Source organism: Acidimicrobiales bacterium (assembly GCA_040219085.1).
GTDB lineage: Bacteria > Actinomycetota > Acidimicrobiia > Acidimicrobiales > JAVJTC01 > JAVJTC01.
Map to the genome: position 1 here is coordinate 1 of JAVJTC010000026.1, position 15,356 is coordinate 15,356.

The 15,356-nt window shown below is 69.3% G+C and carries 15 protein-coding genes and 1 tRNA gene; 6 read left to right on the top strand and 10 right to left on the bottom strand.

Annotated elements, in window-relative coordinates:
* From RIE08_10425 to RIE08_10435, 3 genes are all read right to left on the bottom strand, one after another.
* Positions 1–228, bottom strand: a 228-nt coding sequence (locus RIE08_10425; GenBank protein MEQ8718013.1) for a hypothetical protein, incomplete at its 3' end; no start/stop codon positions are given.
* Between the two features lie 91 nt (positions 229–319).
* Positions 320–919, bottom strand: a complete 600-nt coding sequence (locus tag RIE08_10430; GenBank protein MEQ8718014.1) for a hypothetical protein — start codon at positions 917–919, stop codon at positions 320–322.
* Between the two features lie 350 nt (positions 920–1,269).
* Positions 1,270–1,815: a hypothetical protein gene (locus RIE08_10435; protein ID MEQ8718015.1), complete on the bottom strand. Its 546-nt coding sequence runs from the start codon at positions 1,813–1,815 to the stop codon at positions 1,270–1,272.
* A gap of 110 nt (positions 1,816–1,925) precedes the next feature.
* Here RIE08_10435 and RIE08_10440 point away from each other — a divergent pair, with 110 nt between their 5' ends.
* The gene (locus RIE08_10440) at positions 1,926–2,048 is read left to right on the top strand and encodes a hypothetical protein (protein ID MEQ8718016.1); all 123 of its coding nucleotides are present in this window, start codon (positions 1,926–1,928) and stop codon (positions 2,046–2,048) included.
* Positions 2,049–2,152: 104 nt separating this feature from the next.
* Here RIE08_10440 and RIE08_10445 read toward each other — a convergent pair.
* Together RIE08_10445 and RIE08_10450 are read right to left on the bottom strand one after the other, a co-directional pair.
* A tRNA-Ala gene (locus RIE08_10445) sits at positions 2,153–2,226 on the bottom strand.
* Positions 2,217–2,876, bottom strand: a complete 660-nt coding sequence (locus RIE08_10450; protein ID MEQ8718017.1) for a DUF998 domain-containing protein — start codon at positions 2,874–2,876, stop codon at positions 2,217–2,219. Before RIE08_10450 ends, RIE08_10445 begins: the two co-directional genes overlap by 10 nt.
* A gap of 54 nt (positions 2,877–2,930) precedes the next feature.
* Between RIE08_10450 and RIE08_10455 the strand changes: the two genes are divergently transcribed.
* The gene (locus tag RIE08_10455) at positions 2,931–4,358 is read left to right on the top strand and encodes an NAD(P)/FAD-dependent oxidoreductase (protein MEQ8718018.1); all 1,428 of its coding nucleotides are present in this window, start codon (positions 2,931–2,933) and stop codon (positions 4,356–4,358) included.
* Here RIE08_10455 and RIE08_10460 read toward each other — a convergent pair.
* Genes RIE08_10460 through RIE08_10480 form a run of 5 tightly spaced genes read right to left on the bottom strand, consistent with a single transcriptional unit; the run spans position 4,344 to position 10,092 of the window.
* Positions 4,344–5,405 carry a lysylphosphatidylglycerol synthase transmembrane domain-containing protein gene (locus RIE08_10460; protein ID MEQ8718019.1) on the bottom strand — a complete coding sequence of 354 codons (1,062 nt, stop codon included), beginning with the start codon at positions 5,403–5,405 and terminating at the stop codon, positions 4,344–4,346. The two genes, RIE08_10455 and RIE08_10460, sit on opposite strands and share 15 nt — an antisense overlap.
* 23 nt (positions 5,406–5,428) lie before the next feature.
* The gene (locus RIE08_10465) at positions 5,429–6,481 is read right to left on the bottom strand and encodes a hypothetical protein (GenBank protein ID MEQ8718020.1); all 1,053 of its coding nucleotides are present in this window, start codon (positions 6,479–6,481) and stop codon (positions 5,429–5,431) included.
* Between the two features lie 52 nt (positions 6,482–6,533).
* A complete protein-coding gene (gene xseB, locus RIE08_10470) occupies positions 6,534–6,815 on the bottom strand; it encodes an exodeoxyribonuclease VII small subunit (GenBank protein MEQ8718021.1) in 282 nt (93 codons plus the stop codon).
* A complete protein-coding gene (gene xseA, locus RIE08_10475) occupies positions 6,812–8,224 on the bottom strand; it encodes an exodeoxyribonuclease VII large subunit (protein ID MEQ8718022.1) in 1,413 nt (470 codons plus the stop codon). Before xseA ends, xseB begins: the two co-directional genes overlap by 4 nt.
* On the bottom strand, positions 8,221–10,092 hold the full coding sequence (locus tag RIE08_10480; protein ID MEQ8718023.1) for an ABC transporter ATP-binding protein: 1,872 nt from the start codon (positions 10,090–10,092) through the stop codon (positions 8,221–8,223). The genes xseA and RIE08_10480 overlap by 4 nt, the downstream gene beginning before the upstream one ends.
* Positions 10,093–10,251: 159 nt before the next feature.
* Here RIE08_10480 and RIE08_10485 point away from each other — a divergent pair, with 159 nt between their 5' ends.
* Genes RIE08_10485 through RIE08_10500 form a run of 4 tightly spaced genes read left to right on the top strand, consistent with a single transcriptional unit; the run spans position 10,252 to position 15,325 of the window.
* Complete coding sequence (locus tag RIE08_10485; protein ID MEQ8718024.1) at positions 10,252–11,094, top strand: nitrilase-related carbon-nitrogen hydrolase; 843 nt, start codon at positions 10,252–10,254, stop codon at positions 11,092–11,094.
* Between the two features lie 5 nt (positions 11,095–11,099).
* Positions 11,100–12,383 carry an aspartate aminotransferase family protein gene (locus RIE08_10490; protein MEQ8718025.1) on the top strand — a complete coding sequence of 428 codons (1,284 nt, stop codon included), beginning with the start codon at positions 11,100–11,102 and terminating at the stop codon, positions 12,381–12,383.
* Positions 12,384–12,394: 11 nt separating this feature from the next.
* Positions 12,395–13,804, top strand: coding sequence for a dihydropyrimidinase (hydA, locus tag RIE08_10495; protein MEQ8718026.1), 1,410 nt, complete (start codon positions 12,395–12,397; stop codon positions 13,802–13,804).
* Positions 13,805–13,837: 33 nt separating this feature from the next.
* Positions 13,838–15,325: a CoA-acylating methylmalonate-semialdehyde dehydrogenase gene (locus RIE08_10500; protein MEQ8718027.1), complete on the top strand. Its 1,488-nt coding sequence runs from the start codon at positions 13,838–13,840 to the stop codon at positions 15,323–15,325.
* Positions 15,326–15,356: the final 31 nt, after the last annotated feature.

The window sequence follows — 15,356 nt, forward strand, 5'->3', positions numbered from 1 at the left end:
TGGAACGAGGACCCGCGACCGTTCGTGTGGACCAAGCCGGCCAACGACATCATCACCAAAGTCCGACGAGGCCGCGCCGCCCTGACCCACCAGACCAATTCCGCGACGGACCACTAGCTGGAGCCTGCGGTCCACCACATCCCACAGCTCGGTCTCGAGCCGGACCAGATCACTGAACAGACTGGCGAGCGCCCACTGTTCCGTTGACGTCCCCACCTTTGCTTCCACGGAATCACTCCTACCTTGGGGAGAACGGCATGCGTGCAGTGCGGGTCGAACGAAAGGGACCCCCGGAGGTCGTCGAGCTGGTGGCAGGTGGTCAGTGCCGCAACCGGTGTTCGAGCCGATCGAGTCGAGCGCGTACGTAGAAGATGAGCCAGAACACCACGAATGCCATGATCGGCCATCCGACGAACGAGCGGATAGCGACGAACTCGGCTGCCGACATTCCCCGGAGGTGCGACGCCTCCCACAACGAAACGCCCAGTTCGCAGACACCCCAGGCCGCCGTGACGTGCGCGGCCACGCGGCGATACTGGGGATGCGTCACGACGTCGGAGTCGTAGCGCTTGACCAGCGGGATGACGTGCACGGCGATCGGGGACCGCGTGAAGGCCGTTCCGAGGACACCGAGGGCGAACGCCCCGCTGGCAACGAGGCCGAAGCCGAAGTAGACGTCGTCGGAGCGCGTTGCGATGCTGACCAACCCGCGGATGGCGACGTCGCCCAGCGTCACCGGCATGACCCAACCGATGCGCACTCCTCTCAAGTGCCGCTCGAGTACCAGCACCGTCGCCACGACGGTCGAGGCCAGGATCGCGGTCACCACGGCGAACCACCGGTCAGCTGCCAGGAACGTGACCGTGGGTGTCATCGAGGCGACGAGTCGCCTCGGGTTCGGGCGAAGGTTTCGACTCATCCACGCTGGCTGAGTCGGCACGTCGCCACCGTCGTCCATGACCGATGACGGTAGGGCATCCGTCGCATCCCGGGTTGCGGTCATCTCCGGCCCAGCCGGTATTGCGAGTCGGACCGGCCCGGACAGTGGCGCCTCGTCGATCCCACCCTGCTGGCCCAACGGCAGTCCTTTGTGCGCACCGCCACCGGAGCCGACGCGTGGCATACCGCGTTCCTCACGACGCTGCGTGGCGTCGTCGACCTCCAACGCGTGTCCGTCACCGCTGTGGCTGAGCCCCCGCAGCCCGACGACGAGCGCGTAGCCTCGCCGGTGACGGGCGCGCAGGAGCCGGATCTGACGAGCCCGGAGGGTCAGTGCTGCACTGCGCGGTCACCGAGCACGGCGACGAACTCGTCGGCCACGGGGGCGATCTGGGTCTCCCGGCCGAGCGCCTTCAATCCGGTGCGGTCCGTCCGCCAGCGCCCCCCGCCGAGGTCGATGACCCAGTGGCGGAACCAGTTGGAGCTGACGGTGGCGTCGAACCAGTGCACGCGCACGTCGGTGAGCGGCGCTGCGACGATCAGGTCTTTCGGTCGGTTCCTCACCGACGAGCGGGATCCGACGATCAGGCGGGTCTGCGTCGCAGCGAGGAACGTGCCGCTCTCGCCGACTGTCACTTTGGCGTCGTCGGCGAATCCGAGTCGGATCCTGAGCTGGTCGCGTTGATCGTCGCCGTCGACACCCGCCGTCGAGTGGCGGGTCCCCTGTTCGCTGCCGCCCGAAGCGGTAGCGACCGTGTAGCCCGCCAGTGTCTCACCGGGGAAATTCGACTCGATCCAGCCAGCGAGTAGACCTTCTTTGAATGCCATAGAACTGTGCCCCTTCTGTGCGAGGAGGATCACCGCCGATCGCTTCACCCTTGCCTTCTTCAGGACCACGTCTACTACCAAGCCGGGCCGGCGCTGTGCATGGGAGCGCTCGAGCGAATGGTACGGCGCGTGACGACAGAGCTAGCCGCCTCCGCATCGTGGAGCGGGCGAGCGACCGCGACGGCTGGCTGCTGCACGTCACCGACCGGGCGGCCGGCGAACTCCTACGCTCTCGCCCGAACGCGTTCCTGGACGTGCTGCGACGCCTTCTCGACCAGTGACCGCGACCCACGCCATCGTGCTGCCGAGGAACAGCAGTGGGCTGGCCGTTGCTACTCGGACCACCCCGTGATCAGGCGAAACGTGGTGAAATCGACGACGCCAGTGGAGCTGATGGGACTCGAACCCACGACCCTCTGCTTGCAAAGCAGATGCTCTAGCCAGCTGAGCTACAGCCCCGAACGGGTACGAGCGTAACCGCGAGGGGCCACCGCGCCGCGCCCTTCGCCTGTACGCGCCGTCCGGTCGAGGTGGACGGTGAGACCAGCGAGCCACAGCAGCGGCAGCCCGGCGATCGACCGTTGCACGATGCCACTGCCGGAGCGCCCGGGATCGAGCGCGAGGACCGTGACGAGTGCGGCCACGACACCGACGACGACGAGTCCCCGCACGGCCCAGGGTCCGACCTCGGCGCGGTGGCGCGCGACGAGGAGCGGGAGGGCCAGCAGCGCGGCGTAGGCGGGCACGCTCACGACGTCGTGGGCGGTGTCGTGCCATGCGGTCTGGACGCACGCGGTCTCGACGCACGATCTGGGAAAGAGCCCGATCGCCACGACGCACGCCGCCGCAACGGTGAGCACCGCCGGGATCGCCATTCCCCCGAGATGATGGCGTAGCGCCGCTGCGAGCGTGCCGACGCCGGCACCGAGAACGACGAACGCCGCCGTCATCGCCCAACGGGTCGTCGCGGCCGTCGAGGCGAGGCCGCTGAGGTGGTCGTCGACGATCGAGTAGCCGGGCTCGACCACGGCGGCCACCAGCGAGACGGCGACGAACACCCCCGGAGCCACGACACCTCCCAAGAGGAGCCCGCGGCGGTTGACGGCCATGACCGCACGGTATTCGTCAAGGCCCCTGCGCAGGTCGCGCCGTAGGATCGGACCGTGACGGACTCCGTACCAGACGCTGTCGTCGTCGGTTCGGGCCCCAACGGGCTCGCCGCCGCGATCACCCTCGCCCGGGCGGGACGCAGCGTCCACGTCTATGAGGCGGCCGACGAGATCGGTGGCGGCACCCGCACCGCGGAGCTGATCGAACCGGGCTTCCACCACGACGTGTGCTCGGCCGTGCACCCCTTCGGTGTCCTCTCGCCGTTCTTCGCCCACGAAGCCGAGGACCTCGCACGCCACGGTCTGCGCTGGTGCCGCCCGGAGATCGACCTCACCCATCCCCTCGAGGGGGGTCGGGTCGCCGTGCTGCGTCACGACCTCGCTGCCACAGTCGCCGGACTCGGCGAGGACGGCCACGCCTACGAGCGCCTCGTCGGGCCGACGGTGCGCAACTGGCCGAAGCTCGTGGATTCCGTTCTCGGCCCGGTCGTGCACCTCCCCCGACACCCGGTGGCGCTCGCCCGGTTCGGGGTCGTCGCCATGGCTCCCGCCACCGTCCTCGGACGCGGTTTCTCCACCGACGAGGGGAAGGCGCTCCTGGCGGGCGCGGCTGCTCACGCGTTCCTCCCGCTCGACCATCTCTTCTCCGGCGCGTTCGGGCTCACGCTTCTCGCCGGGTCCCACCTTGCCGGCTGGCCCGTCGCGGAGGGCGGCTCCCACGCCATCACGAAGGCGGTGGCCGGCCTGCTCACCGAACTCGGCGGAGAGATCACCACCGGCCGACGCATCGCCGACCTCGCCGAGCTGCCATCGTCGAGAGCGGTGCTGTTCGACATCGCCCCCGCCCAGGTGGCCGCCATCGCACACGACTCGCTCCCCGGGCGTTTCCGTCGGAAGCTGAGCCGGTTCCGCCCCGGACCCGGCGTCTTCAAGATCGACTACACGCTCGACGGTCCCGTCCCCTGGGCCGACCCCCACAGTGCGCAGGCGTCCACCGTGCACCTCGGGGGCACGATGGCCGAGGTCGCGGCCGCCGAAGCCGACGTTGCGGCCGGACGTCATGCCGAACGCCCCTACGTCCTCGTCGCGCAGCAGTCCGTGATGGATCCGACCCGCGCCCCGGAGGGCAAGCACACGCTGTGGGCCTACTGCCACGTCCCCAACGGCTCGACGCTGGACCAGACCGCGGCGATCGAAGGACAGATCGAACGGTTCGCCCCGGGCTTCCGTGACGTCGTCCGCGGTCGGGCCACCATGAACTCGCCCGACTACGAGGCCTACAACCCGTCACTGCTCGGTGGGTCCATCACCGGCGGGGCCCACGACGGCCTCCAGCTCGTCTTCCGCCCGACGTGGCGCAGCTACGCCACGCCCAACGACGCCATCTGGATGTGCTCGTCGTCCACGCCGCCCGGCGGTGGCGTCCACGGCATGTGTGGCCACAACGCTGCGCGGCGGGTCCTCGCCTCAGTCCTTCGCTGATCCGCCGTTGCCGTTCGCTCGGCGGTACCGCACCCCGTGGGTCACGCCCGCTACGAGGCCCACGGGGATCGGGAGCCAGAACGACGCGAGGCGGTATAGCAGCGACGCGCTGACAGCGGCACTCGCGCCGATCCCGGCCAGCGCGAGCGTGCCGGTCAGGCCGGCCTCGACGAAACCGAGACCGCCCGGGGTGATCGGGATGAGCGTCAACAACGAGCCGGCCGCGTAGGCGAGGAGAACGAGTGACACGCGCGGTTCAGCCCCGACCGCCCGGAGCGCAACCAGCAGCGTGAGGTAGTCGAACAGCGAGCGGCCGACGGCGAGGGCGAGCGCGATCCGCCAGCGGTCACCCAACTCGCCGATCGCCGAGTTGCGTTCGGCGATGAAGCGTTCGCCCGTCGCGGACCAGCGCCTGCCGCGTCGCACGACGGTGTTGCGCAACCATCCGACGCTGTTGCCCATCACCCGCAGCGGGCCGTCGCGCACCAGGGCGACGACGACGAGTGCGAACAGCGCCACGAAGATCGCTGCGCCCAGCCACGCCGCGTGGACCAGGTTCGAGTCGACCGGTGCGCCGAGGAGGATCCCGGGAAGCGCCACCACCGGGAGTGCGAGCGTCGTGCCCAACTGGAGGATGCTCACCGCCGCCAGCCCCGACGCCGCCGGGGCCGCGTCGATACCCGCGCTGCGTAGAAGCGAGAACTGCACCGTCGCCCCGGTGGCGCCGCCTCCGGGGATCACCCGGCTCGCGGCGTTGCCGGCGAGTTGGGACGTGATCACGGGTTCCCACGAGCTCGTCCGTAGTGCGAGGCGCTGCAGCGCCCAGATGCACCCGAAGCTCGCCGTCTGACACGCGACCGTCAGGGTCAGCCAACCCCAGCCGAGGGTGGAGACCTCATCCCAGGCAGAGAAGACCTCGAGCACGCTGGGCATGACGAAGTACAACGTGAGCGCGCCGACCAGCAACACGATCGTCCGCCGCGTGTAGCGCAGCGTGACAGACGTCCGGCGCGGGGGGTCACCGCCGTCGTCGCTGATGTCGCCCACGTCGGACACGGTGGGCGCCGGGCTCAGGGAGCCAGGGGTCGACCGAAGGGGAGCTCGTCGCGCCAGGTCCGCAGGAAGCTCTCGGCGTGGGCGAACCCGCCCATCACCGCGCCTCGCTCGTGTGTCGAGATCTCGGCGATGAGGTCGGTGACGGCGGACCGGGCGGCGGCGACGGCGCCGTCGATCGTGTCGACGCCATCGGGCGGGAACCCGGCGAAGACCTGCCCGCCGATCGACGCGAAGTCCGGCAGGAGCTTCACGTCCCGGCGCTCCAACATGACCCACGCCTTCGTCGTGTACGGAAGGGGCCCCGTCGGGACGATCGCCTTCACCGGGAGCTTGTCCGCGTTCTTGTGGTCGATCGAGCCGATCTTCGCTCCGGCGAAGAACACGTCGACAGGGGTGGCCCGGACCTTCCATTCCATTCCGGCCTCGACGCCGAGCTCCGACACGAGGTCCTGCCCGTGGGCGGCCCACGCCTCGGACAGCGCGGTCGCGTCGAAGCCGTCCTTCGACACGGCGGCACCCGAGCGCGTGGCGATTGCGACGACCTTCGCCCCCCGGGCGGCGAGTTCGGTGGCGAGAGTCGGTCCTGCGGCGTCGAATCCGTCGATGGCCACCGTCCGACCGGACAGGTCGCCGCTCAGCGCCTCCGCGGCGGCGACGGCGCCGACGCCGACGAGATGATCCGGTAGCGGCGTCCCGCCGACCGACTCGAAACGCAGGGCGCTACGCGTGTCGGCGCCGGTCAGGGCAGCGAGGTCTTCGGGCGTCACGCCGAGCGCCGGGTTCGGCAGGAACGTCCCTGCCGCGACCATCTCGGCGATCTCCTCGACGAACGCCGCCTTCGCCGCGGCGACGTCGTCACCTTCGGCGTTGATGCCGGCCGATGCGCCGCCGACCTCGAGGCCGAACGCCGCGAACATGTAGGTCGACGCGCGAGCCAGCTCACTCGCAGAGGATTCGAGCACCTTGCGGGCGCACCGGACGACGCCGGTCGCGCTGGGCGCGTCGTCGAGGTCGAAGGCGATGAACGCGTCGGTCGAGGTCAGCTTGTGGATACGCACAGCCCGCATTCTGCCATCCAGGCGGGTGGTGGCCGCCAGCCGCAGCCCTCGGACGGGGTGGCTACCCGTCGTCTCCGGATCCGGCGGCGCCCGGGTCGCCGCCGTCGGGGGTGTCGTCGGCGAGGTCGGTGACGATGCGTTCGACGGTCATCTCGGCCTGGTCGATGCGTTCCCGACAGAACTTCAGGAGATCGCTCGCCCGCTCCACCCGGCCGGCGAGGGCGTCGACGTCGATGTCGTCGTCCTCGAGTTCGGCGAGGATCGCCTCGAGCTCGTCGAGCGCAGCGGCATAGCCCTCGGCGACTTGATCGCCGCCACTCGTGTTCGCCGTCTCGTCGCTCATCGGTCTCCCTCGTCGCCGTCGACCGTGCTGATCACGGTCCCGTCGGCCAGTCTCGTCACGATCGTGTCACCTGGCGTGACGTCGGATGTGGACCGCAGGATCCGCCCGTCGCCACGACGGGTGATGGTCCACCCCCGGGCCAGCAGACGGGCCGGGTTGCGCCCGTCCAGTACTGCACCCGCCACGTCCAGCTGTCGCCGGTGGGGCGTGAGGGCCCGGGTCGCGTCGCGCAGGAGCGTCCGTCGGGCCGCTTCGACCACCGTGCGGGCGCGGCGGGTACGGCCGAGCGCGTCGCTGAACAGTCGGCCACCGGCGACATCGAGGTGGCGACGGCCGGTGGCCACATGCCGCCGGGCTTCGCGGCGCACCGCGCGATCGGTGCCGTCGAGGCGCTGACGACCCGCACGCAAGGGCGCGCGACTCGCGTCGACCGCGCGGCGGCCGGCGCCGTCCACGCGTCGACGGTTGTCGGTGAGGTGTCGCCGTGACTCCTCGGCGACGTCGGACCATGCCGACCAGAAACGGTCCTCGAAGGACCGGACCCGGTCGATCAGCGCCTGGGCGCACGCCGTCGGTGTCTTGTGCGCCTCGTGGGCCACCTCGTCCGCAATGGACGTGTCGATCTCGTGGCCGATGCCCGTGAACACGGGGACCTCGCAGCGGGCGATCACCCGCGCGAGCAGGTCGGAGTCGAAGGTGGCCAGCTCAGTGCGTGCGCCGCCGCCGCGCACGACGACGATCACGTCGACGTCGAGGCGGGCGGCCCTCATGACCGCGTCGGCGACCCAGCGGTCAGCCGTGGGGCCCTGCACGCGGGTGTCCACGATCCTGACGCGCCAGCCGTGGCCGGACGCGGCGAGTTGCTCGCAGACGTCGGCACACGCAGCGGAATCGGCTGAGGTCACGAGGCCGACGCGCAGCGGCACCAGTGGCCCGGTGAGGGTCTTCTGCAAGGTCAGCAGGCCGTCGTCGGCGAGCGCGGCGAGGATCCGCTCGCGGTCAGCGGCGAGTCTCCCGAGCGTGTACTCGGGGTCGATGCTCGTCATCCGCACCTGCAGACGTCCCCGTGGCGCGTAGTAGTCGACGACGCCACGCAGGCGGATCTCCACGCCGTCGGACATCTTCACGGCCCCGGCGCGCGTCAGGATCCGGTTGACGATCTGGCGGGCGTCGTCGAAGAGCACGACGTTGACAGCGGCGGTGGGTTCGCGCCCGGGTTCGGGCGGCTCCACCAGGTCGAAGTAGACGTGGCCCGAACGTGACCGGCTGAGGTTGCGGATCTCACCGCGGACCCAGACCTCGCCGGGGAACGTCCTGTCGAGGACGCCACGGATCCGGTCGGCCAGTTCCCGGACCCCGAAGGTCGGGTCGGGGTCGAAGAGCCGGTCGGCGTCCGCCACGGGCTTCACGCGGTGGGGGCGCTCTCCGAGCGCACGAGCGTGCGGTAGAGCTCCGAGTACAGCCCGTTGGCCGCCAGGAGTTCGTCGTGGCGCCCGTGTTCGACGAGCCGCCCCTTCTCGAGCACCGCGATGGCGTCGGCGTTTGTGATCGTCGAGAGCCGGTGGGCGATGACGATCGCCGTGCGACCCTCGAGCGCCTTGGCCAGCGCCCGCTGGACGAGCGCCTCGTTCTCGGAGTCCAGATGACTCGTGGCCTCGTCCAGCACAACGATGGACGGGTTCTTCAACAGCATCCGGGCGATGGAGAGGCGCTGTTTCTCGCCGCCGGAGAGCCGGTAGCCGCGTTCGCCGACGATGGTGTCGTAGCCGTTGGGCAGCGCGGCGATGACCTCGTGGATCTGGGCCGCCTGACACGCCGCCACCATCTCCGCGTCGGTCGCGCCGGGACGGGCGTACCGCAGGTTCACCGCCACCGAATCGTGGAAGAGGTGCGGGTCCTGGGACACGACGCCGATCGAGCGGCGCAGCGTCTGCTGGGTGAGGTCACGCACGTCGTGGCCGTCGATGACCACCCGGCCCTCGTCCACGTCGTACAGGCGGGTGATGAGCGACACGAGGGTGGTCTTGCCCGCGCCCGAGGGTCCCACGAGTGCGATCAGCTGGCCCGGCTCGGCGCGCAGCGTCACCCCGTCGATGGCGGGTCCGGCTGCCCGCTCGGCGGGGAGCTCGGGCCGACTCTCGAGCGACGCGACCGTCGTCGCGTCCGCCGGCGGGTACGTGAAGCGCACGCCGTCGATCTCGACGCGTCCGACGGGGTCGATCAGGTCGATCGCGCCCGGACGGTCGGTGATCGGGTTCTCCGTGTCGAGCACCTCGAAGACGCGGTCGAAGGACACGAACGCCGTCATGATGTCGACGCGGGCGTTGGTGAGACTCGTCAGCGGTGTGTAGATCCGGGCGACGAACAGGCTCATCGCGGTGAGCGTGCCGATCGTGATCGTGTTCTCGATCGTCAGCCACCCGCCCACCCAGTAGATGAGGGCCGTGCCGACGGCGCCGACGAGGCTCAGTGCGATGAAGAACGTGCGGGCGTACATCGCAGACGTGACGCCGATGTCACGCACCTGACCGGCCCTGTCGGAGAACTCCTCCAACTCGTCGTCGTGGCGGCCGAACAACTTGACGAGCATGGCGCCGGACACGTTGAGCCGTTCGGTCATCGTCGTGTTCATCTCGGCGTTGTTCTCCATCTGGCGTCGGGTGAGCGCCTGGAGCTTGCGGCCCACCTTCTTCGTCGGGAGCACGAACAGTGGAAGCAGGGCCAGGGCGAGCAGCGTCAGGCGCCACTCGAGGAAGAACATGGCCACGAGAGTCGTGATCAGCACGATCACGTTCGAGATGACCTGACCGAGCGTGCCGGTCATGGCCCGCTGAGCTCCGATCACGTCGTTGTTCATGCGGCTGATGAGCGAGCCGGTCTGCACCTGGGTGAAGAACGCGATGGGCATCCGCTGGACGTGGTCGTAGAGCTTCGTCCGCAGGTCGTAGATCAGGCCCTCGCCGATGCGCGCCGAGAAGAACCGCTCGATCATCGCGAGCCCGGCCTCGGCGAACGCCGCGGCGAGGATCAGCCCGGCGAGCAGGTTCAACTGGCCCCGGTCGCCGTTGGCGATCGCGTCGTCGATGATGCGCCGGAACAGCAGCGGCGGGACGAGGGCGAGGAGCGCGGTGAGCAGGATGGCAGCGATGAAGCCGATGAGCATCGCGCGGTACGGGCGGGCGAGGGCGACGACGCGCAGCACCGTCCCCTTCGTCACCTGCTGGCCCTTCACGTCGTCGGGGTTGTGGCCGATCGCCGCGTGGGGACTCATGCGCATGTCCGCAGGGTATTGGCGCCGTCGACCGGCCCGGTCGTGACGAGGCCGGTCCCGACATCTAGAGTCGGTCTACGGGGCCGTCCGTCGCAGCAGCGATCGAGGTCGCCACCCGGCGTCGGATCGCCGTCCCCGTCACGTCACGACGAGAGGGAGCACCCGATGGCCAGCAACGTCCGAGCGGCGATCGTCCAGACGACATGGACGGGCGACAAGGACTCGATGATCGAGAAACACGTCGGGTACGCCCGTGAGGCGGCGGCGCAGGGCGCGCAGGTGATGGGGTTCCAGGAGCTGTTCTACGGCCCGTACTTCTGCCAGGTGCAGGAGACCGAGTACTACGGCTACGCCGAGCAGATCCCCGACGGGCCGACCACCAGGCTGATGTGTGAGCTCGCCGCGGAGCTGTCGATGGTGCTCGTGGTCCCGATGTACGAAGAGGAGCAGCCCGGGTTCCTCTACAACACCGCCGCTGTCATCGACGCCGACGGGACCTACCTCGGCAAGTACCGCAAGCACCACATCCCCCAGGTCAACGGGTTCTGGGAGAAGTTCTACTTCCGGCCCGGCAACGTCGGCTGGCCGGTGTTCGACACCGCCGTCGGCAAGGTCGGCGTCTACATCTGTTACGACCGGCACTTCCCCGAGGGCTGGCGTGCCCTCGGTCTCGCCGGTGCCCAGATCGTGTTCAACCCGTCGGCCACCTCACGGGGCCTGTCGTCGTACCTGTGGCAGCTCGAGCAACCCGCATCGGCGGTGGCCAACGAGTACTTCGTCGCCGCCATCAACCGCGTGGGCGTCGAACCGCTCGGCGACAACGACTTCTACGGCACCTCGTACTTCGTGGACCCACGCGGCCAGTTCGTCGGCGAGCCTGCGTCGGGTCACGACGAGGAGCTCGTCGTGCGGGACCTCGACATGGACATGATCGCCGAGGTCCGCAACCTCTGGGCCTTCTACCGGGACCGCCGCCCCGACGCCTACGGATCACTCACGGAGATCTGAGCGGGATGAGCGACGAACTGCTCGCCCGCCACAGGGAGGTCATGCCGTCCTGGTTGGCGCTGTACTACGAGGATCCGATGGAGATCGTCGACGGCGAGGGGCGTCACGTCACCGACGGCGACGGCAACCGCTACCTCGACTTCTTCGGCGGCATCCTCACGACGATGACCGGGTACGCGGTGCCCGAGGTGGTCGAGGCCATCCAGGCCCAGGCGGCGAAGATGCTGCACACCTCCACGCTGTACCTCATCGAGCCGATGGTCGCTCTCGCCGAGAAGATCGCCGGGCTGTCCGACATCGACGGTGTCAAGGTGTTCTTCACGACGTCGGGCACCGAGGCCAACGACGCAGCGCTGCTCCTGGCGACGAGCTACCGCCGCTCCAACCAGATCCTCGCGATGCGCAACAGCTACCACGGCCGGTCGTTCTCGACCATGGCGATCACCGGCAACCGGTCGTGGTCGTCGTCGAGCCTGTCGGGTCTGTCGGTCAACTACGTCCACGGCGGCTACCGGCTCCGGAGCCCGTTCCGTGAACTCCCCGATGCGGAGTACACGGCGGCGTGTGTGCAGGACCTTCGCGACGTGATCGACATGTGCACCGCCGGCGACGTCGCATGCCTCATCGCCGAGCCCATCCAGGGGGTCGGCGGGTTCACAGTGCCGCCCGACGGTTTCTTCGGGGAGTTCAAGAAGGTCCTCGACGAGTCAGGGATCCTCTTCGTCGCGGACGAGGTCCAGACCGGCTGGGGCCGCACCGGTGAGCACTTCTGGGGCTACCAGGCCCACGGCGTCGTGCCCGACATGGTCACCTTCGCGAAGGGCGTCGGCAACGGGCTGCCTCTCGCCGGTGTCATCGCCCGGCCCGACGTCATGGACTGCCTCGGTGCCAATTCGATCTCCACGTTCGGCGGCAACCCACTCGTCGCCGCCGGGGGCCTCGCCAACCTCGAGTACCTCCTGAGCCATGACCTGCAGGCCAACGCCCACAAGACCGGCAACCGGCTCCGGGAGGGGCTGGAGCCGCTCGTGGAACGGACCGACTGGATCGCCGAGGTCCGTGGTCGGGGGCTCATGCAGGCCTTCGAGTGCGTCGAGGTGGGCGGGACCACCCCCGACGCCGCCCGCGCGGGTGCACTGCTCGAAGCCACGAGGCGCCACGGTCTGCTCATCGGCAAGGGCGGTCTCTACGGCAACGTCCTGCGGATCGCCCCGCCGCTGAGCGTGACCGAGGACGAGGTCGACACCGCCGTGAACATCATCGCCACATCGATCGAAGAGATCTCCTAGGAGGCCAGCGCATGCGAATGCTCATCGAGAACGGGACGGTCGTGTCGCCCACGGGGGCGGAGCCAGCCGACGTCCTCGTCCAGGACGGCGTCATCGAGGCGCTCATCCGGCCGGGTTCGGCCCTGGCTGGAGCCGTCGGCGACGTGGACCGGCGCATCGACGCGTCCGGCCGCTACGTCGTGCCCGGCGGTATCGACGTCCACACCCACATGGAACTCCCCTTCGGCGGGACCTTCGCGTCGGACACGTTCGAGACCGGCACCCGGGCCGCCGCCTGGGGAGGCACGACGACGATCGTCGACTTCGCCGTCCAGACCTACGGCGAGAGCGTGCGGGCGAGCCTCGACGCCTGGTTCGAGAAGGCCGAGGGCAACTGCGCCATCGACTACGGGTTCCACATGATCATGGGTGGCGTCGACGATGCCGCGCTCAAGGAGATGGACGCTCTCGTCGCCGAGGGCATCACGAGCTTCAAGCTGTTCATGGCCTACCCGGGGGTCCTGTACTCCGACGACGGCCAGATCTTCAAGGCGATGCAGGTGGCCGCCAACAACGGCGGACTGATCCAGATGCACGCCGAGAACGGCATCGCCATCGACGTGATCGCCGAGCAGGCCGCGGCACGCGGCCAGACCGACCCGATCTACCACGGCATCACCCGGCCGTCGCGGTTGGAAGGTGAGGCCACGAACCGTGCGATCCAGTTGGCGCTCGTCGCCGGAGCCCCCGTCTACTTCGTGCACCTGTCGGCATCCGAGGCGCTCGAACACGTTGCGGCCGCCCGTGACGAGGGGCACAACGTGTTCGCCGAGACCTGCCCCCAGTACCTGTACCTGACCCTCGAGGACCAACTGGGCGCCCCCGGGTTCGAGGGTGCGAAGTGGGTGTGCTCGCCGCCGTTGCGGACCAAGCACGAACACCACCACGCGGACCTGTGGCGGGGTCTGCGCACCAACGACCTGTCCATCGTCGCCACCGACCACTGCCCCTTCTGCATGAAGGACCAGAAGGAACTCGGTCGCGAGGACTTCCGCGCCATCCCCAACGGGATCGGCTCGGTCGAGCACCGCATGGACCTCATCTACCAGGGCGTCGTCACCGGTGAACTGAGCCTCGAGCGTTGGGTCGAGACCTGCTCGACCACCCCGGCGCGCATGTTCGGGATGTATCCGCAGAAGGGCATCATCGCCCCCGGTTCCGACGCGGACATCGTCCTCTACGACCCGAACGCGAAGACGACCATCAGCGTCGACAACCACCACATGAACATGGACTACTCGGCCTGGGAGGGCTTCGAGATCGACGGCAGGGTCGAGACCGTCATCTCCAAGGGCAAGGTCCTGATCGAAGGTGGTGCCTACCACGGCAAGCCCGGCGACGGTGCGTACCTGCGGCGCAAGACGTCGCAGTACCTGCACTGAGCGGCCGACCAACACCAACGAAGGAGCGTCGCCATGGAGCGACTGGATCACTGGATCGACGGGAAGCCGCTCGAGTCGTCTTCGGGGCGCACCTCGGCGGTCTTCAACCCGGCGACCGGCAAGCAGACGGCGGAGGTCGGCCTCGCGGACGTGGCGGAGGTGGATCTGGCGGTGGCGTCGGCCCGCCTCGCCTTCGAGTCGTGGCGTGACGTCTCGCTCGCGAAGCGCACCGAGATCCTGTTCCGCTACCGCGAACTGGTGCACCGCAACCGCACCGAGATCGCCCGGCGCCTGACCCTCGAGCACGGAAAGGTGCTCTCCGACGCGATGGGCGAGGTCGCCAGGGGTCTCGAGAACATCGAGTTCGCGTGTGGGATCGCCCAGCTGTTGAAGGGCGGCTTCTCCGAGCAGGCGTCCACCGACATCGACGTCTACTCGATCCGTCAACCCCTGGGCGTCGTGGCGGGGATCACGCCGTTCAACTTCCCGGCGATGGTTCCCATGTGGATGTATCCCAACGCCATCGCGTGCGGGAACACCTTCATCCTGAAGCCTTCGGAGAAGGACCCGTCGGCACCGTTGTTCACGATGGAACTCCTGGCCGAGGCCGGACTGCCGCCCGGCGTCGTGAACCTCGTGCAGGGCGACAAGGTGGCAGTGGACCGTCTGCTCGAACACCCGGACGTCGCCGCGGTGAGCTTCGTCGGCTCAACGCCCATCGCCCGCTACGTCTACGAGACGGGCACCTCCCACGGCAAGCGGGTGCAGGCCCTGGGCGGCGCGAAGAACCACATGGTCGTCCTGCCCGACGCGGACGTGGACCTGGCGGCCGACGCGGCCATCTCCGCGGGCTACGGCTCGGCGGGGGAGCGGTGCATGGCCATCTCCGCAGTGGTGGCGGTCGGTGACATCGGCGATCGTCTCGTCGACGCGATCTCCGCCCGCCTCGACGACGTCACCGTGGGCGACGGCCTCGACGAGGACTCCCAGATGGGGCCGCTGATCACCGCCCAGCACCGTGACCGGGTGGCGGCCTACGTCGCCGGGGCGGCCGGGGCGGGCGCGACGGTGGTCCGCGACGGGCGCGCCGACGACCTCGACGAGAGCGGGTTCTTCCTCGGCGTCAGCCTCCTCGACCACGTGACCGAATCGATGGACTGTTACCGCGACGAGATCTTCGGACCGGTTCTGACGGTGCTGCGCGTCGGCACCTACGAGGAGGCGTTGCACCTCCTCGAGGACAACCCGTGGGGCAACGGCACCGCGATCTTCACCCGTGACGGCGGCGCCGCCCGCAAGTTCGTCCGGGAGGCCCCTGCGGGGATGGTCGGGGTGAACGTGCCGATCCCGGTGCCCGTCGCGTACTACAGCTTCGGGGGCTGGAAGGCGTCACTGTTCGGCGACACCCACGTCTACGGCCCCGAGGGCGTGCAGTTCTACACGCGGGGCAAGGTCGTCACGAGCCGTTGGCCCGACCCGGCCACCTCCACCGTGGATCTCGGCTTCCCCGAGACCCGCTGAGAGCCCACCGAGAACCGAGACGAGGAGAACC